20 protein-coding genes and 2 riboswitches are annotated in these 26,010 nt (G+C 71.8%); of the genes, 13 read left to right on the forward strand and 7 right to left on the reverse strand.

Annotated features, from left to right (window positions below):
* Positions 1-19: 19 nt before the first annotated feature.
* Positions 20-1,288: an LLM class flavin-dependent oxidoreductase gene (locus ACH4YP_RS01805; protein WP_398488866.1), complete on the reverse strand. Its 1,269-nt coding sequence runs from the start codon at positions 1,286-1,288 to the stop codon at positions 20-22.
* A 75-nt stretch (positions 1,289-1,363) separates the two neighbouring features.
* Positions 1,364-1,486, reverse strand: coding sequence for a putative leader peptide (locus tag ACH4YP_RS01810; RefSeq protein ID WP_361051340.1), 123 nt, complete (start codon positions 1,484-1,486; stop codon positions 1,364-1,366).
* A gap of 214 nt (positions 1,487-1,700) precedes the next feature.
* Positions 1,701-1,846: riboswitch (SAM riboswitch) on the forward strand.
* A 211-nt stretch (positions 1,847-2,057) separates the two neighbouring features.
* Between ACH4YP_RS01810 and ACH4YP_RS01815 the strand changes: the two genes are divergently transcribed.
* From ACH4YP_RS01815 to ACH4YP_RS01825, 3 genes are all read left to right on the forward strand, one after another.
* Positions 2,058-2,780: a glutathione S-transferase C-terminal domain-containing protein gene (locus ACH4YP_RS01815; RefSeq protein ID WP_361051337.1), complete on the forward strand. Its 723-nt coding sequence runs from the start codon at positions 2,058-2,060 to the stop codon at positions 2,778-2,780.
* 140 nt (positions 2,781-2,920) lie between these two features.
* Complete coding sequence (locus tag ACH4YP_RS01820) at positions 2,921-6,217, forward strand: AfsR/SARP family transcriptional regulator (RefSeq protein WP_398488867.1); 3,297 nt, start codon at positions 2,921-2,923, stop codon at positions 6,215-6,217.
* A 187-nt stretch (positions 6,218-6,404) separates the two neighbouring features.
* Positions 6,405-7,265, forward strand: coding sequence for a DUF4394 domain-containing protein (locus tag ACH4YP_RS01825; protein ID WP_398488869.1), 861 nt, complete (start codon positions 6,405-6,407; stop codon positions 7,263-7,265).
* An 85-nt stretch (positions 7,266-7,350) separates the two neighbouring features.
* On the opposite strand, the gene ACH4YP_RS01830 is transcribed toward ACH4YP_RS01825, so the two are convergent.
* Genes ACH4YP_RS01830 through ACH4YP_RS01840 form a run of 3 tightly spaced genes read right to left on the reverse strand, consistent with a single transcriptional unit; the run spans position 7,351 to position 11,097 of the window.
* Positions 7,351-8,616 (reverse strand): multidrug effflux MFS transporter, encoded by a 1,266-nt coding sequence (locus ACH4YP_RS01830; RefSeq protein WP_361051328.1) that lies wholly within the window; start codon positions 8,614-8,616, stop codon positions 7,351-7,353.
* A complete protein-coding gene (gene paaZ, locus ACH4YP_RS01835; protein ID WP_398488870.1) occupies positions 8,613-10,190 on the reverse strand; it encodes a phenylacetic acid degradation bifunctional protein PaaZ in 1,578 nt (525 codons plus the stop codon). Before paaZ ends, ACH4YP_RS01830 begins: the two co-directional genes overlap by 4 nt.
* A 46-nt stretch (positions 10,191-10,236) precedes the next feature.
* On the reverse strand, positions 10,237-11,097 hold the full coding sequence (locus ACH4YP_RS01840; protein ID WP_398488871.1) for a VOC family protein: 861 nt from the start codon (positions 11,095-11,097) through the stop codon (positions 10,237-10,239).
* A gap of 81 nt (positions 11,098-11,178) precedes the next feature.
* On the opposite strand from ACH4YP_RS01840, the gene ACH4YP_RS01845 reads away from it, so the two are divergent.
* The 10 genes from ACH4YP_RS01845 to ACH4YP_RS01890 all read left to right on the forward strand — a co-directional run bounded on the left by ACH4YP_RS01845 (position 11,179) and on the right by ACH4YP_RS01890 (position 20,939).
* Complete coding sequence (locus ACH4YP_RS01845) at positions 11,179-11,766, forward strand: carboxymuconolactone decarboxylase family protein (protein WP_398488872.1); 588 nt, start codon at positions 11,179-11,181, stop codon at positions 11,764-11,766.
* Positions 11,763-12,611 carry a fumarylacetoacetate hydrolase family protein gene (locus ACH4YP_RS01850; protein ID WP_361051318.1) on the forward strand — a complete coding sequence of 283 codons (849 nt, stop codon included), beginning with the start codon at positions 11,763-11,765 and terminating at the stop codon, positions 12,609-12,611. The genes ACH4YP_RS01845 and ACH4YP_RS01850 overlap by 4 nt, the downstream gene beginning before the upstream one ends.
* 33 nt (positions 12,612-12,644) lie before the next feature.
* Complete coding sequence (locus tag ACH4YP_RS01855; protein ID WP_361051315.1) at positions 12,645-13,190, forward strand: MarR family transcriptional regulator; 546 nt, start codon at positions 12,645-12,647, stop codon at positions 13,188-13,190.
* 191 nt (positions 13,191-13,381) lie between these two features.
* Positions 13,382-13,912: a cupin domain-containing protein gene (locus ACH4YP_RS01860; RefSeq protein WP_361051312.1), complete on the forward strand. Its 531-nt coding sequence runs from the start codon at positions 13,382-13,384 to the stop codon at positions 13,910-13,912.
* Positions 13,909-15,111 carry a cytochrome P450 gene (locus tag ACH4YP_RS01865; protein WP_398488873.1) on the forward strand — a complete coding sequence of 401 codons (1,203 nt, stop codon included), beginning with the start codon at positions 13,909-13,911 and terminating at the stop codon, positions 15,109-15,111. The genes ACH4YP_RS01860 and ACH4YP_RS01865 overlap by 4 nt, the downstream gene beginning before the upstream one ends.
* A 63-nt stretch (positions 15,112-15,174) precedes the next feature.
* Positions 15,175-15,498: a 2Fe-2S iron-sulfur cluster-binding protein gene (locus ACH4YP_RS01870; protein WP_361051307.1), complete on the forward strand. Its 324-nt coding sequence runs from the start codon at positions 15,175-15,177 to the stop codon at positions 15,496-15,498.
* Complete coding sequence (locus ACH4YP_RS01875; RefSeq protein ID WP_398488874.1) at positions 15,495-16,769, forward strand: NAD(P)/FAD-dependent oxidoreductase; 1,275 nt, start codon at positions 15,495-15,497, stop codon at positions 16,767-16,769. The genes ACH4YP_RS01870 and ACH4YP_RS01875 overlap by 4 nt, the downstream gene beginning before the upstream one ends.
* Positions 16,766-18,289, forward strand: coding sequence for a class I adenylate-forming enzyme family protein (locus ACH4YP_RS01880; RefSeq protein WP_398488875.1), 1,524 nt, complete (start codon positions 16,766-16,768; stop codon positions 18,287-18,289). Before ACH4YP_RS01875 ends, ACH4YP_RS01880 begins: the two co-directional genes overlap by 4 nt.
* Before the next feature lie 194 nt (positions 18,290-18,483).
* Positions 18,484-19,602 carry an alcohol dehydrogenase catalytic domain-containing protein gene (locus ACH4YP_RS01885; protein WP_361051298.1) on the forward strand — a complete coding sequence of 373 codons (1,119 nt, stop codon included), beginning with the start codon at positions 18,484-18,486 and terminating at the stop codon, positions 19,600-19,602.
* Positions 19,603-19,748: 146 nt separating this feature from the next.
* Positions 19,749-20,939, forward strand: coding sequence for an acyl-CoA dehydrogenase family protein (locus ACH4YP_RS01890; RefSeq protein WP_398488877.1), 1,191 nt, complete (start codon positions 19,749-19,751; stop codon positions 20,937-20,939).
* 120 nt (positions 20,940-21,059) lie between these two features.
* Here ACH4YP_RS01890 and ACH4YP_RS01895 read toward each other — a convergent pair whose 3' ends face one another.
* Entirely contained in the window at positions 21,060-22,538 is a 1,479-nt protein-coding gene (locus ACH4YP_RS01895; protein ID WP_398488878.1) for a C40 family peptidase, read from the reverse strand.
* A gap of 95 nt (positions 22,539-22,633) precedes the next feature.
* A riboswitch (cyclic di-AMP (ydaO/yuaA leader) is annotated at positions 22,634-22,806 on the reverse strand.
* Positions 22,807-23,025: 219 nt separating this feature from the next.
* Entirely contained in the window at positions 23,026-25,905 is a 2,880-nt protein-coding gene (locus tag ACH4YP_RS01900; protein WP_398488879.1) for a glycosyl hydrolase family 95 catalytic domain-containing protein, read from the reverse strand.
* Positions 25,906-26,010: the final 105 nt, after the last annotated feature.

Here is a 26,010-nt window from a genome sequence, read left to right on the forward strand (position 1 = left end):
CCTGCGGTCTCCGTCCGGCTCAGGCGGTGGCGTTGGCAGCGGCGTTGGTGTCGGCGGCAGCGGCGCCGGTGGCGTTGGCCGCGTAGCGGTTGGCCGGGCGGGCGAGCCCGAGCAGTCCGCGCAGGGTGTCGGCCTCGTAGGCGCGGCGGAAGGCGCCCCGGCGCTGCAGTTCGGGGACCAGGCCCCGGGTGATGGCCGGCAGGTCGTGGCCAAGGACGGCGGGGCGCAGCCGGAAGCCGCTCAGCCCGGCCGACCACAACTCCTGGAGCAGGTCGGCGAGTTGGGCCGGTGTGCCGGTGAAGACGCGGGCGTCACTGGTGAACGGCGCTCCCGCGAGGGCGTCGAGGCGGTCCCTGCGGGCGGCCGCGGCGGCGGGTTCGTCGTCGAGGAGGACCACCAGGTCGCCGAAGACGTGCAGGGGTTGGTCGGCGCGGCCCGCGAGGGCCTGTTCGGCACGGATCTCGGCGACGATCGCGCGGGCCTGGTCGGTGTCGTGCGGGGTGACGTAGCCGATGTCGGCGGCGCGGGCCACCAGCCGGTACGGCACGCTCTGGTGGGCTAGGGCGCTGACGACGGGTTGTCCCTGTGGCGGACGCGGGGTGATGGAGGGGCCCTTGACGTTGAAGTGCCTGCCCTCGAAGTCGATGTAGTGCAGCTTTTCGCGGTCGACGAAACGGCCGGTGGCCACGTCCCGGATCTCGGCGTCGTCCTCCCAGCTGTCCCAGAGCCGGCGCACGACCTCGACGTAGTCGGCCGTCTCGTCGAAGAGTTCGCCCACCACGTCCTGCGTGGCCGTGCTGTCGTAGGCGTCCAGGCGGGGCAGCGTACGGCGGCCGAAGTGCGCCGCCTCGTTCTGACGTGCCGTCAACTGCACCCGCAGGCCCGCCCGGCCGGAACTCACGTGGTCGAGGGTGGCGATGGCCTTGGAGATGTGGAACGGCTCCGTGTGCGTGGCCACCACGGTCGGCACCAGACCTATGTGCCGGGTCAGCGGTGCGATGCGCGCGGCGACGAGAACGGCGTCGAGCCGGCCGCGGACCTGGTCGGTCCGCCCGTCCGGCTCGATGGAGTGTGAGGACTGCGGTCCGAGGCCGTCCTCGAAGGTCACGAAGTCGAGGAGACCGCGCTCGGCCTCGGCGACGAGGTCGGCCCAGTACGCGGCGGTGAACAGTTCCCGGGGCCGGGCCACCGGTTCGCGCCAGGCGGCGGGATGCCAGCCGGCGCCGTCGAGCGCCACGGCGAGGTGCAGCCGCGCCGACGAGGGCGGGGCAGAAGGTGCTGAGGACACGACAGGTGTGCCTTCCTGATCGACCGTACGGGAAAGCCGGCCCTCAGCGGAGGGCGCGGCCGCGTGGGTTACGGGTCAGGAGCAACAGAGCGCGCCGGCGAAGCGCAACAGGTCGATGTGCGGCCGGGAGTAGAGGCGTACGCGATGGAGCGGGGCGGCCTTCGTGGCGCCGCGGCGGGACATGGTTCGCGCTCGCACGTGCGTCACCTCCGCCCTTCCGGCTCGGCGGACCGGGGGTCCGGCCGACCTCGCATGCGCGGGCCCTCGGTCGGGCACCGCCTCGTCGTCAACGAGCACAACAGTACGGCTGTGTCCTTTCTTCCTGCCACCAAGAGTTCCTGTCGGGCCGGAGGCCCAGCTGCTGAGACGCCGTCTTGACGGTCCCGCGGACCGCATCAACACTGGCGGGGACGGTCACGATCGCCAGCGCCCGTCGTGCGGGGACTCCCCGTTCGTGCGGTCATCGGCCCCGGCCCGCTGGCAGGCAACCCTTCCACCGCGACGGGGTGCCCCGGGTGACGACCGGGTTCCGCCGGAGCGGCGGGGCAAGCGTGGTCTCGCGTCTCGTGAGCCCCGACGGCAGGACCGGTGGGAATTTGTCCAGGAACGGCTTGACGAGGCGCCTGCACATCGATTTGTCGCGTGTCTCCAGCGCTTACTGATCCGCTACGCGTCCGACCGATCCGGACCTGTACGGCCAGCGCAGTCACTCCGTTCCGCCACTGGCGCCCACGAGGCGGCCAGGGCCTTCGAGTTCCCCTGGAGAGTCATGCCCGAGACGGTTTCCCGCGGTTCCAGCAGCACTGACACCTTCACGACGGCGACCTCGCGCGCGACCGCCGCCCACACGACCGCCTCCCATTCGTCCGGCCGCGGCACGGCCGCCGGCGGCTCGTCCGGCCCCGTCCCGGCCGCCCGTCCGCACCGCTTCCGCGGCCGTATCGGCGTCGGTCTCGCGGGCGGCTTCTACCCGGCGCCGCACCGCTATCAGCTGTACCTGTCCGAGGCCTGTCCCTACTCGGCGCGCGTGGCGGTCGTCCTCGACCTGCTCGGCCTCACGGACTCGCTCACCACCACCGTCCTGAAGCTCCCCGCCGAGACACCCGATGCCTTCGCGTCGCTGCGCGGCGCCTACGAGGCGACCTGGCACCACTACGACGGCCCGCTCACCGCGCCCGCGCTGTGCGACCGCTGGAGCGGACGCGTCGTCAGCAACCACACGCCCGACATCCTCCGCGACCTCGCCGGCCTGCTCGCCGACCCCGAGACCGACGGAGCCCGGCTGCCCGCCCTGGACCGCCTGAACCGTCAACTCGCCTGCCAGCCCTACGTGTTGGGCGATGAGCTCGGCACCGCGGACAGGGATCTCTGGGTGACACTCACCCACCTCGACCACTTCGACGCGGCCGGCACCCTCGCTCCGTACCGCCACATCGAGGAGTACGTGCGACGCCTCGGCCGGCACCCGGACGTCTCCGGCGACGAGCGCTGAACGCGAGCCCGCGGGCCCGGTGTGACAACTGCGCGGCAGTGGGCCGGAATACGCCTTCCGGATATGCCGACAAGAGAGATAGAGATGGGGATGAAGAAAGGAAATGGTGAGGGAGTTGTAAAACGGCGGGCGGGGAGCGCATGCGCATTCAGGTACTCGGGCCGGTCTGCGCCTGGCGGGACGGCACCCGCCTCGACCTCGGTTCGCCCCAGCGCCGCGCGGTACTCGCCCTGCTCGCGGTGTCCCGTGGACAGCAACTGCCGTTCTTCGGACTCGCGGACGCGCTGTGGGGCGAGCGCCCGCCGGCCACCGCGTCGAACGTCGTCCAGACCCACATCAAGCACCTGCGCCACCTGCTGGAACCGGACCGGCCAGCACGCGCCCGCAGTGCGCTGCTCCCCCGGCTCGGCGACGGCTACGCGCTGCGCGTCCCGAACGACGCCATCGACCTGCTGCGCTTCAGGGACCTGGTCGCCGGAGCGGTGACCGTACGACGGGACGGGCGCGGCGGCGGCCAGGAGCGGGCCGCGGCCCTGCTGACCGACGCGCTCGGGCTGTGGCAGCAACCGCCCCTCGCGGACCTGCCCTTCCTCGCCGCGCACCCGGTGGTGGTCGCGCTGGCGGAGGAACGCCGTGGGGTGGTCGCCCAGTACGGCGAGGCCATGATCGCGGCGGGCAGGAGCGCCGACGCACTGCCCGTCCTGGAGGAGACCGCGGTCGCGCAGCCGCTGGACGAGGACGCCCAGGCCCGGCTCATCCGGGCGTACGAGGCCGTCGGGCGACGCGATCAGGCGGTCGCCGTCTACCGGCGGAGCCGTCGTCGGCTGGCGGACGAACTCGGCGTCGATCCCGGCCCCGCGCTGGCCGAGGCGTATGCCGCCGTGCTGCGGCGCCGCACCCGGCCTTCCGCTCCCGGTGCCGGGCAAGCTCCCGTCGGCGGCCCCGGCACGACAGGCGTCGCCGCGTTGCCCGCGCAAGTGCCCGCCCACGTACCCCCGTTCCCGCCCTCGGCGCACCGATTACCCGCGCAACTCCCGGCGGACGTACCCGACTTCGCGGGCCGTGATCCGGAACTCTCCGCGCTGGACCGGCTGTTGGCCGCGGCGGCGGACAGCCCGACGGCCGGGGCCGTCTCGGTCGTCTCCGGCACGGCCGGGGTGGGGAAGACCGCGCTGATCGTCCACTGGGCGCACCGCACGCGGCGCCGGTTCCCCGACGGCCAGCTCTACGTCAACCTGCGCGGTTACGACCCGGACCGCCCGATGCCGCCCGGTGACGCCCTGACCCGGTTCCTCAGCGTCCTCGGGGTTCCCGGTGACGCGATCCCGCTCGACGTGGACGACCGCGCGAGCCGGTTCCGGACCGAACTGGCCGACCGGCGGATGCTGGTGGTCCTGGACAACGCCCTGTCCGAGGAGCAGGTCCGCCCGTTGCTTCCCGGCTCGCCGCTGTGTGCCGTCGTGGTCACCAGCCGGGACAGCCTCGCCGGACTGGTGGCCCTGCACGGCGCCCGCCGTATCGGTCTGGGCCCGCTCCCGCCGCCCGACGCGGTCGCCCTGCTGCGCACGCTCGTCGGCGCGCGCGTCGACACCGAGCCGGGGCCGGCCGCCGCCCTGGCCGAACAGTGCGCACGTCTCCCGCTGGCGCTGCGGGTCGCGGCCGAACTCGCCGTCGCCCACCCGTCGTCGCGGCTGGCGGACCTGGTGGCGGAGCTGGCCGACCAGCAGCGGCGGCTCGACCTCCTGGACGCGGGCGGCGACCGCCGGGCGGCGGTGGAAGCGGTCTTCTCCTGGTCGTACGAGCGACTCCCCACCCCGGCCGCCCGTACTTTCCGTCTGCTGAGCCTGCACCCGGGACCGGAGGCGGACGCCGACGCGGTCGCCGCGCTGATCGGCGAAGTGCCGGGCGAGGCACTGCCCCATGCCCCGGGCGAGAGGCCGACTCATGTGCCGGGCGAGGAACGGACCCGTGTGCCGGGTGACGTGCGGGACGAGAGACCCCGGCACACGTCGGACAACCGGTCGGGCCCGGCACCGGACAGCGTGCCACGTCACGCGCCGGACCCTATGCCGGGCCGGACGTCGGCCCGTTCGTCGGATGCCGTGCCGGGCGGCAGGCCCGCGGACGCAGGTGCGAGCCCCGCCCAGGCCGCCGGGACTCTGGCGCTGCTGGCCCGGGCCCATCTCGTGGAGTCCGCCCGGCCGGGCCGGTTCGGCACGCACGACCTGCTGCGCGCCTACGCCCACCGCCTGACCCGTACGCACGACTCCGAGGCCGAGCGGCAGGCCGCGCTGGTCCGTCTCTTCGACCACTACCTGAGCACGGCCGCGGCGGCCATGGACACGCTCTACCCCGCCGAACGGCACCACAGGCCCGCTGTCGCCCCCTCCGTCCGCGTCTCGCCGGCCGTCGGTGACGCGGCCGGGGCACGGGCCTGGCTGGACGCCGAGCGGCCGACGCTGGCCGCCGTCTGCGCGGTGGCCGCGGACCGCGGCAGTCCCGGGCACGCCGTCCGCCTGGCCGCTCTGCTGTTCCGCCACCTCGACTCCGGTCACCACACCGAGGCGCTGGAGATCCACCGCCACGCCCTGCGGGCCGCCGAGACGATCGGTGACCTGGGCGGGCAGGCCCACGCGCTGACCAACCTCGGGGTCGTGCACTGGCGGCTCGCCGACGCGGGATCGGCCGAGGACCACCTCGTACGGGCCCTCGAACTGCACCTTCGGACGGGCGACCGGGCGGGGCGGGCCAGGACCCTGTCCAACCTCGGCAACGTCCACTGGCGGCTGGGCAGTCTCCGGGACGCGGCGCACGACCATCAACAGGCTCTCGCCCTCTACCGGGAGACCGGCGACCAGGTGGGACGGGCACGCACCCTCACGAACCTCGGCAATGTCTGTCTGCGGCTGGGCGAGTACGAGCAGGCGGCGGAGCACCAGCGGCAGGCCCTCGCCCTGCACGATCTGACCGGCGACCGGATCGGCCGCGCCCGCACCCTCTCCCACCTCGGCAACGCCCTTCTGCGGCTGGGCCGTTCGGAGGCCGCGGCCGAGTGCCAGGAGCAGGCCCTCGCGCTCTTCCGGCAGTTGGGGCACCACGGCGGCGAGGCGTACGCGCTGTCCGGTCTGGGCGACATCCGGCTGGGGCAGGGCGAGTTCGAGGCCGCGGTCACCTGTCAGCGGCGAGCCCTCGAACTGTTCCGTGAGAACGGGGAGGGCTACGGCGAGGCGTCGGCGCTCAACGGCCTCGCCGAGGCACTGCACGGCGGCGGCCGTCACGACGAGGCGCTCGACCACCACTCCACCGCGGCGACGGTCGCGGCCGTCACCGGTGAGCACGACCAGCTGGCACGGGCGCACGCGGGCGCCGAGCGTGCCCGCCGGGCCCTGGGGCCGTGGGTACCGGCCACCGCGGCGTCGACCGCGTCGGGGCAGTGAACCCCCCGCGGAGCCCTCGCCGGTCGGCCGTTCAACCACCGTCCAGTGGATGTCCAGTCCTGCCTCATAGCTTGCCGTCGCCGCCTGTTGATCCGGCCTGCCGGACCGGGCGGCGACACCTCTGCCACAGCACACGCTCGCGCTCACATCCACGCTCAGGCTCACGCCGACCGAGAGGGAACAAACGATGAAAGCAGGGCTCAAGAAGAGAATCGCCGCGGCGGTCGCGGCCACGTCCGCGATGGCGGCGCTCGTCGTGGCCACCCCGAGCGCCGGTCACGCGGCGGCAGCGCCCAGCCTGCCGGCGTTCGGCATCACGGACGACGGCAAGATGGCCGCGTTCAACACCAACACACCCGGCACGCTCAACTGGTTCAAACGCATCAACGGGCTCGTCGGCGACACCGCCGCCATCGGGATCGACTTCCGCGTACAGAACGGACTGATGTACCTGGTCGGCAACAAGGGCGGCATCTACACGGTCCTGATCCCGCCCGCGGTCACGGACCCGCAGGTCACCAAGGTCTCGCAGCTCAGTGTTCCGCTGCAGGGCACGAACTTCGGCGTCGACTTCAACCCCGCGGCCGACCGGTTGCGGATCATCAGCGACACCGGTCAGAACCTGGCGCACAACCTCGCCAACAGCAGCACCACCACGAACACCCCGCTGACCACGGACGGGGTCTCGGCCCATGGCGTCACGGCCGCCGCGTACACCAACAACGACCTGACCTCGGACACCGCGACGACGTTGTTCGACCTCAACACGACCACGGACCAGGTCGTCATCCAGTCACCGCCCGCGATGGGCCTGCTGACCGCGACCGGCTCACTCGGCCAGAACGCCGGTGCCAACGCCGGCTTCGACATCTTCAGCGACGTGAGCGCCGGCAAGACCATCTCGAACACGGCCTTCGCCACCTTCTTCGCGGGCACCGACGCGGATCCGAGCTTCTACACCGTCGACGTCCTCACCGGAGCCACGTCCTTCGTGGACCAGTTCCCCGCGAGCATCACCGACATCGCCATCGCGCTCGACACGAACTGACGGGCCTCCCGAGGACCGCCGAAGGCTCGGAGGCCGTGTCGGGCACGTGCCCGACACGGCCTCCGAGCGCGCGGACCCGCCCGGCTCAGGCGGCCTCGTCACCGCCTCGGTCCTTCCGGGCGAGGAGCAGCACCGCCGATCCCGCCACCGCCGTCGAGGCTGCCATGGCCACGGCCATCGGGACGACGGTGTGGTCGCCGCCCAGTCCCACCAGCGGGGAGACGACGGCCGCCAGCCCGAACTGTGAGGCTCCGAGGACCGCCGAGGCACTGCCCGCCGCGTGTGGAGCCCGGGCGACGGCGAGCGCCGTGGCGTTGGCCGCGACCAGACCGAGGGACGACACCGTCACGAAGATCAGGAGCACGGCGGAGGCCCGGACGAGCAGCCCGGTGACGCCGAGCAGACACAGCGTCGCGGAGAACACGAACATGGTGGCAAGGCCGGTGCGCAGCAGGAGGCGTGCGCCGAAGCGCCGGACGAGTCTTCTGTTGAGGGCGCTGGTGGCGGTGAACCCGAAGGCGTTGACGGCCAGGGACACCGCGTAGGCCCCGACCGAGAAGCCGTAGACGTTCTGAAAGACGAACGGGGATGCCGCGAGGTAGCTGAACAGCATGCCGAACCCGAAGGCGAAAGCGAGGGCGTGGCCGAGGAACGGCCGGTCGGTCAGGAGCGTGCCCGTTCTGCGGAGGGTGTCGGCGAGCCCTCCCGTGTGCCGTTCCCGCGGGGGCAGGGTCTCGGGCACGAACAGCAGCGCGCCCACGAACATCAGCACGGCCAGGCCGGTGAGGACGAGGAAGATCCCGCGCCAGCCGACGGCTCCGACCAGTGCCCCGCCCGTCAGCGGGGCGAGGACCGGCGCCACCCCGCCGATCATCATGAGCAGACCGAACGCCCGGGCCGCCCCCGCGCCACTGGCCCGGTCGCTGACCACGGCGCGGGCGATGACGATCCCGGCGGCTCCGCTGAAGCCCTGTAGGAATCGGGCCGCGATGAGCAGTTCCGCGGAGGGCGCCGCGGCGCAGAGCAGCCCCGCGAGCACGCTCACCGCGGTCCCGGTCAGCAACGGTCGGCGTCGGCCATACCGGTCGGACAGTGGCCCGATGACCAGTTGTCCGACGGCCAGGCCGGTCATGAACGCGGTCAAGGTCAGCTGGATGCCCGCGGCCGAGGTGTGCAGTTCGCGTGTCATGCGCGGGAACGCCGACAGGTACATGTCGGTGGCCAGCGGAGCGACCGCGTAGGCCAGGGCCAGGGCGAGCATCGTCGCCGTCGGCAGGCCCGTACCGCCGCGCTCCGCGGGTTCGTGCTCCGAGGAGGCGGACGAGGACCGGCCGACGGGCCCTGCGGTCACACCGGGCCGGCCGGTGAGGACGACTGCGCGGCCCCGAGGGAGTTGAGAACCCGCGGCGAGGCCTGGAGTGCCGTGCGCTGCATCAGGTCCACGACGCCGCGGATGCCTGCCATCTCCGAACCGCCGCCGGCCCGGCCGGGGCCACCGTGGCGCAGGGCGGGGAGCGGCGATCCGTGCCCGGTGGTCTGCGCCATGTTGGCCGAGTCCAGGAGGTGCAGCCGCCCGTGCCAGGGGGCCGCTTCCCGCACGAAGGCGGTCGTCCACGCGAGGTCGTCGCCGACCACGGAGGCGGCGAGGCTGCCCCGGCCGCGCGCCACCAGGTCGGTGGCGTGGGAGGCGTCGCGGTAGGCGAGTACGGTCGCGGCCGGTCCGAACGGTTCGACCTCGTGGGGTGCGGAGGCGTCCGGGTCGGCGGAGATGAGGAGGGTGTCGAGGAAGGCGCCCCGCTCGGGGTCCGCGTCGACGACCCGCACCTTGTCGGGGTCGCCGTGGACGAAGCGGCCGGACTCGGCGATCGCGCGCACCGCCCGGCGTACGTCGTCGCGTTGCGCGAGGCTGACGACCGCGCCCATCCGGACGCCCTCCGAGGCGGGGTTGCCGATCGTCACCCCGGCCAGCTCGGACGAGATGGCGTCCAGGGCGGCGGGTTCGTGCTCCCAGGGGACGAGGACCCGGCGGATCGCGGTGCACTTCTGCCCGGCCTTGACGGTCATCTCGGTCACGACCTCCCGTACGAACGCCGTGAACAGCGGTGATCCGGGCGGTACGTCCGGGGCCAGGACGATGGCGTTGACGGAGTCGGCCTCGGCGTTGAACCGGACGGAGCGGGCCACCAGGTTCGGGTGGGTGCGCAGGGTCGCGGCGGTGGCGGCCGAGCCGGTGAAGGAGAGCACGTCCTGTTCCCGGAGCAGATCGAGCGCCGGCCGCACCGACCCCACGACCAACTGCAGGGCGCCGGGCGGCAGGACACCGGCCTCGGTGACGATCCGTACGAGCTGCGCGGTGAGGTACGCGGTGGGGGTGGCGGGCTTCACCACGCTGGGCATGCCGGCCAGCAGCGCCTGGGCCAGCTTCTCCAGGGGTGCCCAGACAGGGAAGTTGAAGGCGTTCACCTGGAGCACCAGGCCCGGGGAGGGGGTGCAGAGGTGGACGCCGAGGAAGTCCTCGCCCCGCGCCAGCCGTTCGGCGGGCCCCTCGACCAGGTGCGGCGCGTCGGGCAGCTCGGCGCGTGCGCGAGCCGCGTAGTCACGCAGGACGCGGATGCCGCCGTCGACGTCGTACCGGGCGTCCGGCAGGGTGGCTCCGGCTCGGGCCGACAGCGCGTACAGCTCCTCGCGGCGTGCGCGGACGGCGGCGGCGACCGCGTCCAGGAGGTCCGCCCGCTGGTGGAAGGTGAGGTCGCGCAGAGCGGAAACGCCGGCGCGGCGTGCGTGGTCGAACGCCCCAGCGATGTCCAGGCCTTCGGACGAGACGCGGCAGACCGTGTCACCGGTGACCGCGTCGTGTACGTCGACCGCCGATTCGGGCGTGGCCGTGGGCGTGACCCAGGTGTCCTGCACATAGCTCTGGAGCATGATGCGGCTGCTTTCGTCGGAGACGGAAAGGGGTGTTCACGGTCCGTCAGTCGACGGGGTGGTGGCCCCAGATGTCGGCGGTGTAGGTGCGGCTGACCCAGGTGCTCTCGTCGACCTGCACGCCGCCCGCGCCGATCTCGATGCCGAAGCCGGCCGGCGAGGTCATGTAGAAGGAGAACATTCCGTCGTTGGCGTGCTTGCCGAGTGTGGCCATGAGCGGTATGCCGTGCTCGCGTGTCCGGTCCAGGGCGCGGCCGACGTCCTCCGGGGTCGTCACCTCGCACAGGATGTGGTGCGTTCCCTCGTTCTTGTACGAGCGGATGAAGGCGACGCTGTGGTGCCTCGGGTTGCAGCCCAGGAAGTAGAAAGTGCCCCAGGGGTAGTCGGCGGTGTCGCTGAGCCGGAACCCCAGGATCTCGCAGTAGAAGTCCACCGCCTTCTGGACGTGCGGCGTCTTCATGACGACATGGCCGAGCCCCTGCTCCCCGGTCACGAAGTCGACGCCCAGCGGTGAGACGAACTGGCTCGGGGCGAGCCGGCGGCCGCAGAACAGTTCGGTGCGGATGCCCAGCGGGCCGGTGAAGTGCACCATCCGGGTCACCTGGCGGTCCTGGCACTCCTCGTCCGTACCGACGGCGACGTCGACCCCGGCCTCCTTGAGGCGCCCCGTCATCTCGTCGATCGCGGTCGCGTCGCGGACCTCCCACCCGATGACCGTGACACCGCCCGCGGGCGCCTGGGTCAGCCACATGCGGAACGGATGCTGGTCCATGCGCAGGCGGTAGCGCACCGGCCCTTCGGGCTCGGCGGGCTCGACCGCGAGGCCTATTACCTTCTGGGCGTACTCCGCCCATGCTGTCGGGTCGGGCGTGCCGATACCCACGTACCCAAGGCTCTGGATCGTCATGAGGAAGACGATATTTGTTAGACCCTTGACGGTCAAGGCTCGTACGAATAAGTTGACGCCATCGAGCCGAGGAGGACTCCGATGCCGGAGAAGCCCCGCCTGCAGCCCGTCGACGAGGCCGACCTGCAGGAGAAGACACTGGCGTCACTGGCGCCGTACCGCGACCAGGACGGCCGGATCTACACGATCTGGGCGACGCTGGCGCACCACGAGGACGCGCTGCGCCGCTATCTCGTCTTCAGCAACCACGTGCTGGGCAAGAACACCCTGCCCCTCACGTCCAGGGAGCTGATGATCCTGCGGATCGCCGCCCGCGCCCGGGCCACGTACGAGTGGGACCAGCACGTCCGGATCGCCCGGCGCGCGGGACTGACCGACGCGACGATCCTCGACGCGGCGACCGGCACGTGGGAGGGACTCGACGAGCTCGACCAGGTCCTGCTCGCCGCCACCGACTCGCTCATCGACCGCCAGGGCGTCGACGACGAGCTGTGGAGCCGGCTGGAGTCGCACCTCGGTGTCGAGCAGATCATCGACGTCCTCTACACCGTCGGCCAGTACCTGACCATCGCCACCGTCATCAACACGCTCGGCGTCCGGACGGAGGGCGAACTCGCGCTCGACCTGCCCCGCGTCGAGCCCGCCGCCCAGAAGGAAGTGTCCATATGAAGCTCGCCAACCTCGCCGGCCGCCCCGTCCTCGTGCGCGAGGACCGTGCCCTGGACATCGCCACGGCAGGCAAGGGAGCGATCGAGCCGCGCCTGGAGGTGCTCTCCGATCTCGCCCTCCACGACGAGCTGCGCGCTCTCGCCGAGCGTGCGGAAGACGCCGACTGGAAGCCGTTCGAGCCGCGTGACCTGGGCCGCGTCGCCAAGCCGTACAAGGCGATCGGGGTGGCCCTCAACTACCGCGCGCACGCCGAGGAGTCCAACCTCCCCGTCCCGGACGAACCGTCGGTGTTCGCCAAGTTCGCCTCGTCCGTGGTCGGCCCGTACGACTCCATCGTGGTGGAGCCGCAGTACGACAAGGTGGACTTCGAGGCGGAGCTCGTGGTCGTGATGGGGCGGACCGGCAAGAACATCTCCGAGGCCGACGCCTGGTCGTACGTCGCGGGTGTCACCGCGGGTCAGGACATCAGCGACCGCAAGGAGCAGTGGCGCAAGCCGATCAACCAGTTCACGCTGCCGAAGTCGTACGACACCTTCAGCCCCATCGGGCCCTACCTGGTGACGGTCGACGAGTTCGAGGACCCGGACGACATCGAGGTGGCCGGCTGGGTGGACGAGCTGGAGGTGCAGCGCGGCCGGACCTCGGACCTCATCTTCAGCGTTCCCGAGCTGATCGCCTGGCTGTCGAAGCGGGTGACGTTCGAGCCGGGGGACCTGATCTTCACCGGCACCCCGGCCGGCTGCGGTGTCCGCCGGACGCCGCGGCTCTACCTCGGCGACGGTAAGGTCCTGCGCACCGAGGTCACGGGTGTCGGCACTATGGTCAATCCGGTCGTCGCCGGCTGACGCCGGCGGCCCGACCAGGAAGGGTGGGAGATCGTGACCGACACCGTGCGTGAACCGGAGGCCGCGGGCGAGAGCCGGACCCGGGAGTTCTCGGAGCTGCTGCGCCACCACCATCGGGAGCTGGGCACGACCGACCCCCGGAACCTGGACGCGATCGAGATGGTCACCGATCTCACCCGTCTCGAAGCGCGGCTGACCAAGGACTTCGAACGGCACGTGCACCGGCCGCTGGGCCTGACCTGGGCGGGCTTTCGCATCCTGAACGCCCTGTGGGCCTACGACGGGCTCGCCCAGCAGGACATCGGCCGGGTCTCCGGATCCACCCGCGCCAGCATTTCCAGCGCGCTGACGACGCTGGAGAACCGCGGACTGGTCACGCGCAAGCGGGTCGAGACCGACCGGCGCCAGCTGATCGTCGAGCTCACCACGGAGGGCCGCGAGACGCTGCGGCGGGCCATCGCGGCCCAGACCGAGCGCGAGCGGGCCTGGACGGCTATCCTGCGCGACGACCAGCTGGGTGAGCTCGTCCATCTGCTGCGTACGCTGGTCAACCAGGAGACCCCGCCCGCCGCGGACTGACCGGCCGCGGGGACCGCCTCACAAACGCACGCACACCGGGAAGAACGCGGGTGCGGCGCGACATCTGAAAATCGTCAGAACTTTTACTGTCTCAGCTCTAACGTTTTCGGCGCTGTGCGCCTTACCTTCTCAGCCACCCCACATCCGACGCTCTTTCGTCGTACCCGAACTGCTTCTCAAAGGAGAGAACCATGGTTCGTCGTGTCGTCACCGGTGTCAGTTCGAGCGGCAAGCCCGTCATAGTCAGCGACGGCGAGCCGCCCCGTACCCTTCAGTACGTCCACACCCCGGGCTTCGCGAGGTCCCTGGTCTGGAACACGTCGGCCCCCGCCGCCCCGTCGGCCGACCCGACGGAGGCCCTGACCTCCTTCGTGCCCGCTCCCGGCGAGACGATCGCGCTGACCGTCACCTTCCCGCCGTCCAGTGTCTACGCCGACCCCGGCTGGGACCCCGCGGCGGCGGGCGCCGAGCAGCTGGAGGCCACCCCGGGTCTCACCGAACTGTTCGAGCCGGACGCCCCCGGCATGCACACCACTCCCACCGTCGACTACGGCGTCGTCCTGGAGGGCGAGATCGTCCTCGACCTCGACGGCGGGGAGACCGCGGCGCTGGGTCCCGGCGACATCGTCGTGCAGAACGGCACTCGCCACGCCTGGCGCAACGACGGCACGGAGCCCGCCACGGTGCTCTTCGTCCTGATCGGCGCGGGCGGCACGTCGTGAGCGCCGTCACCACCGCGGCCCCCGGCGCACCCGTCGTCGACCTGGACCTCGCCGAGCTGCGCCGGGACCCCTATCCCGCGTACGCCGAACTACGCCGCACCGCTCCCCTGGCGTGGGTCCCCTCGGTCGGACGGCACCTGCTCACCCGGTACGAGGACATCGTCCACGCCGAGAAACTGCCCGAGGTGTTCAGCTCGCGGGAGGAGGGGTCGCTGCTCCTGCGCACCGTCGGCCCCAACCTGCTGCGCGAGGACGACCCGGAGCACCGGCGCCTGCGGGCCGCGGCCGAGCCGCCCACCCGCCCGCGCCAGGTACGCGACCTGTGGGCCGGCGCCTTCGAGCGCAACGCGCACGACCTGCTCGACCGGATCGCCGGGCACGGCGAGGCGGACCTGGTCCGCGACTTCGCGGAGCCCCTCGCGGCGGCCAACCTGGCCCTGGTGCTCGGGCTGCGCAACGCGAGTGCCGACGACATCGCCGCCTGGTCGCGGGCGATGATGGACGGCAACAGCAACTACGCCGACGACCCCGACCTGTGGCTGCGCGCCGAGCACGCCACCCGGGCCATCGACGAGGCCGTGGCCGAGATGGCCGAGGCCGTCCGGCGCGAGCCCGACGGCTCGGTGATCTCCTCCATGGTCCACGCGGCCGATCCCGTGGAGCTCAGCGAGATCCAGAACAACGTGAAGGTCATCATCGGCGGAGGCGTCAACGAGCCGCGTGACGTCTTCGGCGTCGGTGCCTGGGCACTGCTGCGCCGCCCCGAGATGCTGAACCGCGTCCTGGCGGAGCCGGTGCTCTGGAAGCGGGTGTTCGAGGAGACGGCCCGGTGGATCTCACCGATCGGCATGTATCCGCGCCAGCTCACCCAGGACTACGAGATCGCCGGCGTGGCCCTGCCCGCCGGGAGCCGGGTGGCTCTGGTGATCGCGTCGGGGAACCGGGACGAGTCGGTCTTCGAGCGGGCCGACGAGTTCGATGTCGACCGGCCGCACCGCCCGCACCTCGCCTTCGGTGGTGGTCCGCACTTCTGCATGGGGGCATGGGTCGCCCGCCACGAGGTCAGCGCGCTCGCCTGGCCCCTCGTGTTCGGCCGCCTCAAGGGACTCCGCCTGGTCGACAGCGCGGAGGACCACCTGGAGGGCTGGGTGTTCCGGGGTCTCACCTCGCTGAACGTCACCTGGCAAGCCTCCGACTGAGCCCGACAGGCCACCGCCTGCGCCTGGCAGGCCCGACCGAGCCGTCCCCACCAGGAGGACTTCATGCCCATCGTCATCTTCGAACTGCCCGACGGCACCCAGCGCAAGGTCACCGCCGCGCCGGGGACGGTCCTCATGCAGGCGGCCGTGTCGAACGCGGTGGAGGGCATCGTCGCGGAGTGCGGCGGCAACGCCGCCTGCGCCACCTGCCACGTCTACGTGGACGGCCGGCACAGCGAACTGACGGGACCGCCGAACGACGTCGAGGACGAGATGCTGGACTTCACCGCCGCCGAACGCCGGCCCACCAGCCGGCTCAGCTGCCAGATCCAGATCTCCGAAGCGCTCGACGGGCTGGTCGTCCACGTGCCCGAGGAGCAGGTATGACGAACATGAAGAGTCTCGCGGGCACCGACGCGGGCACGGGCGCGGGCGTGGTTGTCGTCGGCGGCGGACAGGCCGGGTTCAGTGTCGTCTCGGCCCTGCGCGGCGCCGGGTACGACGGGCCGGTCACCGTGTTCGCCGACGAGCACCACCTGCCCTACCAGCGGCCGCCACTGTCCAAGAAGGCCCACACCGATCCGGACGGCATGGGTGTCACCCTGGTGCCGGAGTCCTTCTACCGCGAGCGGAACATCGGCCTGCGGCTGGGCGATGGGGTGGCCGCCGTGGACACCACCGCCCGCGTCGTGGTCACCGGCACGGGCGAACGCGTCCCCTACGAGCACCTGGTGCTGGCGACCGGCGCACGCAACCGGCCGCTGCCCGTCCCCGGCGCCGAGCTGGACGGGGTACACGCCCTGCGCTCGATCGACGACGCCCTCGCGATCGGGCAGGCGCTGACGACGGCCCGCGACGTGGTCGTCGTGGGCGGCGGGTTCATCGGACTCGAACTCGCCCAGGTCGCCAGGGCACGCGGAGCCCGCGTGACGGTGGTCGAGCTGGCCGACCGGCTCCTGAGCCGGGCCGTCTCCCCGCAGCTCCAGGAGCACCTGCGGGAGCGACACGAGCGCACCGGCGTACGGATCGTCACCGGGACGGCCGTGCGGGCGATCGAGGGTGAGGGCCGGGTGCGCCGGGTCGTCACCGACGACGGCTCCCTGCCCGCCGACCTCGTCGTGTACGGCATCGGAGCCGTACCCCGCGACGAACTGGCACGGGCCGCAGGTCTGGCCGTGGACGACGGCGTGATCGTGGACGAACAGCTGCGCTCGGTCACCGACCCCCGGATCTCCGCCGTGGGCGACTGCGCCCGCCATCCGCACCCCCACGCGGACGGGGTCGTCCGGCTGGAGTCCGTGCAGAACGCCACCGACCAGGGAGCGCTGGTCGCCCGCCGTATCGCCGGGTCCCCGGGCCCGTACGAGAGCCTGCCGTGGTTCTGGAGCGACCAGGGCGACATCAAGCTGCAGATCGCCGGGCTGCGCACGGACACCGACGAGGTACGTGTGCTGCCGGGCGACTCCCCGGAGCGGCTGGCCGCGTACGCCTTCCGAGACGAGCGGCTGGTCGCCGTGGAGACGTTGAACTGGCCCGCGGAACACCTGGCCGCCCGCCGCCTGCTGGAGCGGCGCACACCGGTCTCCCCCGCCGACCTCACCGGGTCGACCCTCGGCGCGCTCGCCCGCGCCCGACGTGCCGCGGAGGTGCGGGCATGACCGGCACAGTCACACCTCCGGCCCCGACGGACGCCTGGTTCGGCGCCCACCTCGTGGCGAGCGCGGACGAGGTCCCCTCCCGCCTCGCCCTGGTCGCCACGGACCGGTCCTGGACCTACGCCGAACTGGACCTGGCCATCCGGCGCACGGTCGCCCGTCTCGACAAGTTCGGGGTGCGCAGGGGAGACCGCGTCGTGATGCAGGGTGCGGCCCGGCCCGAGGCCCTCGTCACGCTGTTCGCCGTGACGAGGATGGGCGCCGTCCTCGTACCCGTCCATCCGCAGCTGACCGCCGGTGAACTGGCGGTCGTCTGCGCGGAGACCGCGCCGCGTGCCGTCGTCGCCGACGAACGCTTCCTGAGCGGCCGGCCGGCCGACGGCAGCGGGCGATGCTTCCGTCTGACGTGGGACGACCTGCACCCCGGCGACGAAGGGTCCGCGCCCGCCGCCGAGGGACTCGACACCGAGGCCCCGGCCGGTTCGGACGTCGCGGTCATCGCGTTCACGTCCGGCACCTCCGGACACCCCAAGGGCGTCGCGCTGACGCACGACAACCTCCGCTGGAGCATGGTCAACGGGCTGGACCGGCTGCCCGTCGGCCCGGACGACGTCGCCCTCGTCGCGACTCCGCTGGCCCACGTCGCCGTACTGGGCGGGCTGCCGCAGTACACCTGGGCGCGTCGCGGGACGGTGGTGCTGGCCCCGCGCTTCGACCCGGACCTGTTCATCGACCTCGTGCGCGACCACCGGATCACCTGTGCCTTCGCCGTGCCCGCCATGGCCGCTCTGCTGACCCGTCATCCCCGCTTCGCGGGCGGTGACCTGGACACGTTGCGGTGGATCCTCTCCGGCGGAGCACCGGCGCAGACCGCGACCCGGGATCTGCTGCACGAGCGCGGCATCGGGGTGGTCGACTCCTACGGTCTGACGGAGTCCGGCGCCGGCGTGACGTACTCCGCGCTCGGCACGGCCGACGGACCGGCCGCCGTGGCGGGGTGTCCCGTGCCCCACGTCGAGCTTCTCGTCGTGGACGAGGCCGGCGGGCCCACCCCTGCCGGCGCCCCCGGCGAGATCTGGGTACGCGGGCCGTCCGTCGCGTCCTCGTACTGGACCGCCGACGGGCCGCGCCCCGCCACGGACCCCGCGGGCTGGTTCCACACCGGGGACCGTGGACGGATCGACGCCCAGGGGCGGCTGGAGGTCGTCGGCCGGGTCAAGGACACCGTCATCACCGGCGGCGAGAACGTCGACCCGGCCGAGGTCGAGAACGCGCTGATCAGCCTCCCGGGTGTCGTCGAGGTCGCGGTGGCAGGGGCACCCGACGCGGTCTGGGGCGAGGTCGTCACCGCGTTCGTGGTGGCAGAGGGCGACGGACCGTCCCTGGAGGACATCCGCGCCCACCTCGACGGCCGGCTGGCCCGGCACAAGTGGCCACGACGTCTGTCCGTGGTTCCGGCGCTCCCGCGAGGGGCGACCGGGAAGCTCCAGCGGCAGCGCCTCGCGACCCTGTTGGACGACTGACAGGCCCGGCTCGACCGACTGACAGACCTCGCTGGACGACTGACAGACCCTGCTGGACGACTGTCACCGATCTCCCCCACAGATCCCCACCCCTCCTCCCCCGATCTCCCCCACACATCCCCGCACATCCCCGCAGACCGAGATGGAGCCGGCGCCACCGGCGGCATCTCCACCACCCACACCCTGGAGAGATCATGAGTGCGACCATGCGAGCCGCGCGGATGCACGCCGTCGGCGAACCGATGCGGATCGAGGAACTCCCCGTCCCCGAGCCCGGCCCCGGCGACGTCCGCGTGGCCGTCCACGCCGTCAACATCGTCCCGAACCTCGCCAACATCCTGAACATGTGGACGACGTGGTTCCCGCACAGCCCGCTGCCGACCCTTCCGGCGATCTTCGGTCTCGACCCGGCCGGCGTGGTCGAGGCCGTCGGCGAGGGCGTCCAGGGGTTCGAGGTCGGCGACCGGGTGTACGTCAACCCCGGCCGGCACTGCGGGTCGTGCCGGTCGTGTCGCAACAACGACTCGATCAACTGCGCCAGCTACGCCTTCGCCGGATATTTCGGCTTTTCCGCCACCGCGATCGGCCTCCTGGACCGCTACCAGGGCGGCCTCGCCGAGTACATGGTGGCGCCCGCCTACGCCCTGGTGAAGCTGCCCGACTCGCTGCCCTTCGACGCCGCCGCCCGTTTCGGCTACCTCGGCACCATGTACTCCGCCCTCCGCAAGGCCGGAGCGGCTCCTGGCAAGTCGATCCTGATCAACGGCATCAGCGGCACCCTGGGCATCGGCGCCGCGCTCCTCGCCCCCGCCCTCGGCCTGACATGTGTCTACGGCACCGGCCGCGACCAGAGCCTGCTCGACCAGGTCGACAAACTGGCGCCGGGCCGGCTGCGTCTGCACTCCCTCAACGACGGTCCGCTCGACGAGTGGATCCACCGGGAGACCGACGGGTACGGCGTCGACATCTACATCGACGCGCTCGGCCCCGGTGCGCCGCACGAGACGTTCCTGGCCGGCATGCGGGCCATGGCGCGCGGCGGTATCGCGGTGAACATCGGCGCGGTCGCCGGTGACCTGCCCATCGACATCCACCGGATGATGGACCAGCAGCTGCGGCTGATCGGATCGGCCTGGTTCACCTCCGGAGAGGGCCAGGCGATGGCCGACATGGTGGAGGCGGGTCTGCTCGACCTCGGCCCGCTGGAGCACCAGGTGTTCCCGCTCGACCGGATCAACGAAGCCATCGGCGGGATCGCCCAGCGCAACGGCGGCTTCAGCAACTTCGTCATCGACCCGACGGCCACCTCCTGAGCTCGGCGCACGCCGAGCCGTAGAAAACGGCCTCCTTCCAGCCGGGGGCCGTCGGCCATACTCCCCTGGCCGGCGGCCTCCTCCCGCTCCCCTGTTGCCCCCTCTCGTCTTTCCCCTCCCCTCCCTCGCGATTTTCGGAGACCCTGATGCACGCACCGCACGCCGGGCGACCGGCCGAACCCCTCGACCTCCTGGAACTCGACAGTCTGCTGACACCGGACGAACGCGCCGTCCGGGACAGCGTCCGAACCTTCTGCGACCGGCGCGTCGAACCGCACATCGCCGAGTGGTTCGAGGAGGGCGCGATCGAGGACATCCGCGGCCTGACCAAGGAACTCGGCGAACTCGGCCTGCTGGGCATGCACTTGGAGGGCTACGGCTGCGCCGGCATGAGCGCCGTCGACTACGGGCTGGCCTGTCTCGAACTGGAGGCGACGGACTCCGGGCTGCGCTCCCTCGTCTCGGTCCAGGGCTCGCTGGCCATGTACGCGATCTGGGCGTTCGGGTCCGAGGACCAGAAGGAGGAGTGGCTCCCCCGTCTCGCGGCGGGCACCGCCATCGGCTGCTTCGGGCTCACCGAACCCGACTCCGGGTCCGACCCCGGCAGTATGCGCACGGTCGCCCGTCGCGACGGCGGTGACTGGGTCCTCGACGGACGCAAGATGTGGATCACCAACGGGTCGGTCGCCGACGTCGCGGTGGTCTGGGCCCGTACGGACGACGGAGTCCGGGGCTTCGTGGTGCCCACCGACACCCCCGGCTTCTCGGCACCCGCGATCAAGCACAAGATGTCACTGCGAGCGTCGGTGACCAGCGAACTCGTCCTGGACTCCGTACGCCTGCCGGCCACCGCCGTACTGCCGGAGGTACGAGGACTCAAGGGTCCCCTGTCCTGCCTCAACGAGGCGCGCTACGGCATCGCTTGGGGCGCGATGGGGGCCGCGCGCTCGGCCTTCCGGACGGCACTGGCGTACGCGGGCGACCGGGTCCAGTTCGGCCGTCCCATCAGCGGATTCCAGCTGACGCAGGCCAAGTTGACCGACATGGCCCTCGAACTCTCCAAGGGCACGCTGCTCGCCTTCCACCTGGGCCGGATCAAGGACGACCGCGGGCTGCGCCCCGAGCAGGTCAGCTTCGGCAAGCTCAACAACACCCGCAACGCGCTGGAGATCTGCCGGACCGCCCGTACCGTCCTCGGCGCGAACGGCATTTCGCTGGAGTACCCGGTCATGCGGCACGCCAACAACCTGGAGTCGATCCTCACCTACGAGGGCACCGTCGAGATGCACACCCTCATGATCGGCCAGGCGCTGACGGGCCAGGCGGCCTTCCGTTGAGCGGACCACGACGGCCGGAGCCTTCGTCGTCACGCGACGCCCTCGGCCCTGCAGTCCTGCGCTCGGCGGTGACGCCGCGGCGAGCGCAGGACGACGGGTCAGGCGTGCGGTGACACGGGGTCAGGCAGGCCGGATCACACTGTGGATCGCCGGTTCCCCGGCCCAGTGGATCGACTCCTCGCGGATGACCGCCCCCGGGCTCGGCGCGTGGACCATCATGCCGTTGCCGCTGTAGATGCCGACATGGCCAACGTGCCCGTGGAAGAGGATCAGGTCGCCGAGACGGATGTCGGAGAGCGGGACCGCCATGCCGGCGACCGCCTGATCGTGCACGGTACGCGGGAGTGTGACCCCCGCCGCCTTCCAGGCCGCCTGGGTGAGGCTGGAGCAGTCGTACGAGCCCGGCCCCATCGCTCCCCACACAAAGGGCTTGCCGATCTGCGCACGGGCGAAGTCGACCGCTGTCGCCGCCTTGCCGCCGTATGCCGGGGTCGATCCGCCGTAGCCGGGGGTCGCAGCGCCGTAACCCGGACTCGCAGCCCCATAAGCCGGGTTCGCGGCGCCGTATCCCGGGTTCGCGGCACCGTCCGAACCGATCGGCAGGCCCGTGCCCATCGGCGTACGGGCGTCGATGGGCGGAGCCATACCGAAGGACAGGTCCGGGCCCATGGGCAGATCCATGCCGAATGACGGAGCCGGAGCCGGAGCAATCGACGGAGCCGGAGCGGTGGGCAGGTCCATGCCGAACGTCAAGTCGGGGCCGCCCAGGGCGTCGACGGACAGCTGCGTGCCGAAACCGGCCGGCTGCGGCTGCTGCGCTTGGGGCTGGGGCTGCCACCACTCGGCCTCGGGCTGGCGGTAGCCCTGTGCCTCGCCGGTACCCCAGGCGGTCTCCGCCGACGGAGGTTCGATGGCCGCCACCGGCGCGCTCCGCCGGGCGATGTGCGCGGAGAGCAGTTCGCGGGCCTTCGCGAGCTTGCTCTGGTTCCGCTGCTTGGACGTCTTCAGCGACTGCCGCGGATCGGCGGCCGGCGCGGAGGGGATCGCGGGCAGAACCTCGGTGGCGTCCTGACGCGACCGCGGCGCGGCCGGCAGCGCGGCGATGGGACCGGCCGTCAACTCCGCCACGGGTCGGGCGGCTGTCGCGGCGCCTGGTCCGGCCGTCAGCTCCAGGAGGGGTTTGCCCGCCGCTTCCAGCGCACGGTCGGGCGACCGGTCGGCCGGACGGTCACCGGGGCTCCTGGGCCGGGTTCCGGTCTGGCCGCTCTGGCCGCGGTCCGGCATCCTGTCGGGCGGCAGCACGGCGGGGATGAGGGGCCCCAGTTGCGAACGTCCCACGTCGAACCATTGCTTGGCGCGGTCGTTCAGAGCGGGGGCAGGGGCGGCGACGGCGTCGGCGCGGCCACGTCCGGTGTCGGGCCCGGGCGTCATACGCTCGCGCGGGCGCCCCGAACTCATGGCCCGGGTCGCGTTGTAGTTCCCGCTGACGGTCTCCGCCTGGTCGTACAGGCTGCTGATCCGCTGCTGGACCTCTTCGCGACTGGGCCCGTCGTCCCCTCTCGCGGGCGAGGAGCCGCCGGCCGAGGAGTAGAGGTCCACCGAGGTGGCGGCCGCCGTCGCGAGGGCGGGCCGGGGTATGCCCGGGAGGTTGCTGCCTCCGGGGCGCGGGGTTCGTTCCGGCGCGATGGGAGCCGTACTCCTTCCGTGCTCCGCCTACCGAGTTAGCTGTCGGGTTCGGGCGAGGAATCCGGAAGGTATGCCCTACGGCCCTTGCCCTGTCGGGCGGTTGGGCCGATTCACCCCAAAGTTCGGTTGGGTCCCCGGTTCCGGTCGCCGCGAGGGCCACCGGATTCGGCGGAGGCCGCGCGACCCGGCGAGGTTCACCGGAGGGAGTCGTGCGTCCTGTCCGTCAACTTAGCCAACATGTGCACCTCATGTGAAGATTGAAGAGCGAAGTGTCCGATATATAACTGTGACCTTCGTCGTACCGGGTCGAGATATCGCCGGACTTCGGCGACTTCTCATGGTTCGCCACCTCTGACCGTCCCGGCTACTCCAACTGCTCCCACCGCCCCCGCTACTCCTGTCACTCCTCCAGCGAGAGGGCGAAGACATGGGCCCTGGCCGCCCCGGGGGGCGCGGTCAGTGTGATCGCGGTGAACTGCCTGCTCGCGTCGAGTTCGATCATCTGATGGAAGACGGCCGCCTTGGTGGCCGACGGCCCGGTGCGCGTGTGGATCTGACCCGTGATCACCGCCTCGGTCTCGCCGTACTCGGGGCCGGACGCCAGCCAGTTGGTGAGCGGGATCGGCGCGGCCTCGCTCGTTCCGTCGGCGTACCGGACCACCGCGGGGACGGTCACGGCCGCCGTGTCGCCCGCGCCGAGCACGTGCAGCTTCGCGAACGCACGTCGCGCGCCCGGCGGGACGGCGATCTCCTGCCCGCCCGCCACGAGGTTGTTGTTCGTCCCCTCACTGCCGTTGGTGAAGAGGAAGGCGATCCCGTTGTCCGTCGTCTGCCCGGTCTGCGGGAGTTGGGCCATGGGGTACGTACGGCCGGTGCCGTCGAAGTCCCCGTCGCCGTAGTACATCTCGGTGGTGATGCCGTCGTTGTCGAAGTGCCCGGTGAGATCGAGCTGGGTGACGGTTCCGCTCTGCGGCGGTTCCGGCAGTCCCCACGGGTCGGCGGGCACGGTCACCTTCACCGGGGCGATCCTCAGGTCGGGCCGTGAGCCGGCCGGGTGGATGACCGCCTCCGCGTCCCGTGCCAGGTCCAGTTCGACGACGCCGTCGCCGAGGTCGCGCCAGGCCGGTGCGGGGCCGCCGACCCCGGAGACCGTGAGCCGCCCGCGCAGGGAGTGGCGTACGCGGCACGGTTCCCCCGCGAGACTGCGTACGCGGACCCAGCGGGTGGTGCCGCCGCGGCGGACGGCGCTGACGAGGAACGCGCCCTGGGTGCGGAAGTCGTGCAGCGTGACGTCCTTCCACGCTCCCGGGACGGCCGGGAAGACGCGGATGGTGTCGCCCCAGCTCTGGCAGAGCATGTCGTGCAGGCTCTGCGCGGCGGACAGCGGTGTCTCGATGACCGGACCCGCCTCGTAGTACATGGTGTTGGGCTGTACGAACCGGTCGACCAGCTCCCTCAAGTACGTCAGCGCGTCGTCGCCCCGGCCCAGCTGGGCGGTGATCGAGGCGGCGCCGGTGAAGCTGTAGCCGCGCAGGGCGCCCTCGAAGCCGATCCAGTGGTTCAGCGACCGCTCGATCAGGTCGCGGTGCTCGGGCTGTTCCCAGTTGACCGAGTAGAGCGGGTAGACGGAGAGCATGTGGGAGTAGTGCCGGTGGGACTTGGCGAAGGGGACTCCGGCGCCGATCATGAAGCCGTTCTCGTCCACCGGGTAGTCGGTCAGCTTCTCCAGCACCTCCCGCCATTTGGGCGCCAGTTCGTCCCGTACGCCGAGCAGGTCGACGGTTTCCAGCAGGGTCGTGCAGCTCCAACGCAGCAGCGCCAGGTCGTAGTTGCAGTCGGGGGCGTTGCCGTACTCGGGCGAGTGGGTCGGCGGCAGATGCAGCCTGCCGTCGTCACCCTCGTACAGGAAGTGCAGGTAGTAGTTGGTGCTTCGGCGCAGCAGCGGGTACAGGACGTCCTCCAGGACGCCCCGGTCCATGGTGTGCCGGTAGGTCAGCCAGACGTTGTGCAGTGCCCAGGGCAGGTTGCCGAGTTCCGGGTTGGCGCCGACGCCCGGGACGGCGACGGTGCCGCTGCTGTCGCAGGTGGCGTCGGTGGCGCGGCGCAGGCCCGCCGAGTCGGACCGGTACTCGGGGCGCAGGCCGCCGATGAGTGTGCCGGTGTTCTCGGCAAGGGTGCGCGGGACGGCGTCCAGCTCAAGGTGGTTGGAGCCGTGCACCGCCCAGTACTCCAGCTGGACGTTGAGGTTCCACCACACGGCGGGCCAGGGCGTGGACTCCAGCCAGGGTCCGGTGGTCGCCATGATCGGCGCGTCCTCGCGGGCGGCGGAGGCGAGCTTGTAGAGCTGGATCCAGTAGAAGCTCTGCAGCATCTCGTCGGGGACCGAGAGGAAGCTCTTGCGGTAGAAGCGGTGCCACCACGCGCGATGGGTGCGCAGCAGGCTGGAGACGGGCAGCGCCGATGCCTTGCGGACCGCGGATCTCGCCCGTCCCTCGGCGTCGGTGCCGGGATGGGAGTGGGCGACGGCCAGGACGTACGAGCGTTCGTCGCCCCGCCGGTGTTCCCGGTGGACGGTGACGGTCTGGCCGCCGGCGACCAGTGACTGGACGACGACGCCCGTGCCGTCCGGCTCGCGTGTGGTCACCGGGGCGGGGTTGGGCGCCAGGCCCGCCGGAGGGTCCTCCCGGACGATGCGCGGGCTGACGGCGGGCGAGGGGGCGAACTCCCAGCGGAAGTCGCGTTCGCCCGCGCTCGCGCGTGCGGTGACGAGCAGCAGCGTCCGGTCGTTGTGGACCAGCGCGCGCAGGGCGATGGTGCCCTTGTCCGTGGTGACCGTTCCGCTGACCTCGGCGTTCCACAGGTCCAGGCGCAGGTCGGCGCCGGTGATGGCGCCGACGGGGTGCAGGCGGAGGTTGCCGACCGGGAGGCGGGCCAGGCCCCAGTTGTGGCCGAACTCCGGCCGGTGGTCCTGCACTTCGCTGTGGTGCACGGTGAAGCGCAGGGCGTTGGCACCGGGTTCCTGGTGGACGATCGAGCCGAGCAGGCCGTTGCCGAGGAAGGGTCCCTCGTACCAGGCGCGCGGCAGTCGCTTCCAGCGCGGGTCCTGTCCGGCGAGGAAGTCCCGCCATTCGCGGTCGGTGCGCATGCCGGTGAGGGCCACGGGGCCGACGGGCGGGCCCGGCTGGGCCGACGCCGGTTCCGCGGCACCCATCCCGGTCGCCGCTCCACCGGCCGCGCTCGCGGCGACACTGCCCAGGAACCCCCGCCTGCTGACACCCATCATCGACTCCCGTCCCACCACATTGATCCGATGACTTGGTTGGATGTGAGGGTAGGAAGTGGCTGATGATGCGTCAATACGGCTCACACACACGGCTGTTCATCC

Origin of the sequence: Streptomyces sp. NPDC020747 (assembly GCF_044334695.1) — a bacterium.
GTDB lineage: Bacteria > Actinomycetota > Actinomycetes > Streptomycetales > Streptomycetaceae > Streptomyces.

Excerpts from the sequence above, each read along its gene's own strand:
- ACH4YP_RS01875 (WP_398488874.1), top strand. The coding sequence starts at position 15,495 with ATGACGAACATGAAGAGTCTCGCGGGCACCGACGCGGGCACGGGCGCG.
- ACH4YP_RS01840 (WP_398488871.1), bottom strand. The coding sequence starts at position 11,097 with ATGACGATCCAGAGCCTTGGGTACGTGGGTATCGGCACGCCCGACCCG.
- ACH4YP_RS01880 (WP_398488875.1), top strand. The coding sequence starts at position 16,766 with ATGACCGGCACAGTCACACCTCCGGCCCCGACGGACGCCTGGTTCGGC.
- ACH4YP_RS01890 (WP_398488877.1), top strand. The coding sequence starts at position 19,749 with ATGCACGCACCGCACGCCGGGCGACCGGCCGAACCCCTCGACCTCCTG.
- ACH4YP_RS01860 (WP_361051312.1), top strand. The coding sequence starts at position 13,382 with ATGGTTCGTCGTGTCGTCACCGGTGTCAGTTCGAGCGGCAAGCCCGTC.
- ACH4YP_RS01850 (WP_361051318.1), top strand. The coding sequence starts at position 11,763 with ATGAAGCTCGCCAACCTCGCCGGCCGCCCCGTCCTCGTGCGCGAGGAC.
- ACH4YP_RS01825 (WP_398488869.1), top strand. The coding sequence starts at position 6,405 with ATGAAAGCAGGGCTCAAGAAGAGAATCGCCGCGGCGGTCGCGGCCACG.
- ACH4YP_RS01815 (WP_361051337.1), top strand. The coding sequence starts at position 2,058 with ATGCCCGAGACGGTTTCCCGCGGTTCCAGCAGCACTGACACCTTCACG.
- paaZ (WP_398488870.1), bottom strand. The coding sequence starts at position 10,190 with ATGCTCCAGAGCTATGTGCAGGACACCTGGGTCACGCCCACGGCCACG.
- ACH4YP_RS01845 (WP_398488872.1), top strand. The coding sequence starts at position 11,179 with ATGCCGGAGAAGCCCCGCCTGCAGCCCGTCGACGAGGCCGACCTGCAG.
- ACH4YP_RS01870 (WP_361051307.1), top strand. The coding sequence starts at position 15,175 with ATGCCCATCGTCATCTTCGAACTGCCCGACGGCACCCAGCGCAAGGTC.
- ACH4YP_RS01885 (WP_361051298.1), top strand. The coding sequence starts at position 18,484 with ATGAGTGCGACCATGCGAGCCGCGCGGATGCACGCCGTCGGCGAACCG.
- ACH4YP_RS01900 (WP_398488879.1), bottom strand. The coding sequence starts at position 25,905 with ATGGGTGTCAGCAGGCGGGGGTTCCTGGGCAGTGTCGCCGCGAGCGCG.
- ACH4YP_RS01820 (WP_398488867.1), top strand. The coding sequence starts at position 2,921 with ATGCGCATTCAGGTACTCGGGCCGGTCTGCGCCTGGCGGGACGGCACC.